General features: G+C 44.7%; 2 rRNA genes. Both read left to right on the plus strand.

Annotated elements, in window-relative coordinates:
* A 16S ribosomal RNA gene (locus LLU09_RS12555) occupies window positions 1–53 on the plus strand; the annotation flags it as partial.
* 232 nt (window positions 54–285) lie between these two features.
* Window positions 286–385, plus strand: a 23S ribosomal RNA gene (locus tag LLU09_RS12560); the annotation flags it as partial.

Genomic DNA, 385 nt, shown 5'->3' on the forward strand with positions numbered 1-385 from the left:
TGAAGTCGTAACAAGGTAGCCGTATCGGAAGGTGCGGCTGGATCACCTCCTTTCTAAGGATATTATAGGAGACACCTGCCAGTCAGGTGTAGCGGAACCGTTGACATATTGTATTCAGTTTTGAATGGTCTTATTTGGCTATTCATCATGTACATTGAAAACCGTATAGAAACAATGCGAAAAATGATTTTTAACCGAAAATCTAGCGTAGAAAACCGAGAACCGAAAGAGTTCAAAAAAACACGCGTTGTGTCAGCGTAGCTGGCACACTCACAATTTCATTGCGATTAAGTAATGAAGGGCGCACGGTGGATGCCTTGGCACCAAGAGCCGATGAAGGACGGAACCAACACCGATATGCTCTGGGGAGCTGTAAGTAAGCGTT

This window comes from Salinicoccus sp. RF5 (genome assembly GCF_020786625.1).
Taxonomy (GTDB): Bacteria; Bacillota; Bacilli; order Staphylococcales; family Salinicoccaceae; genus Salinicoccus.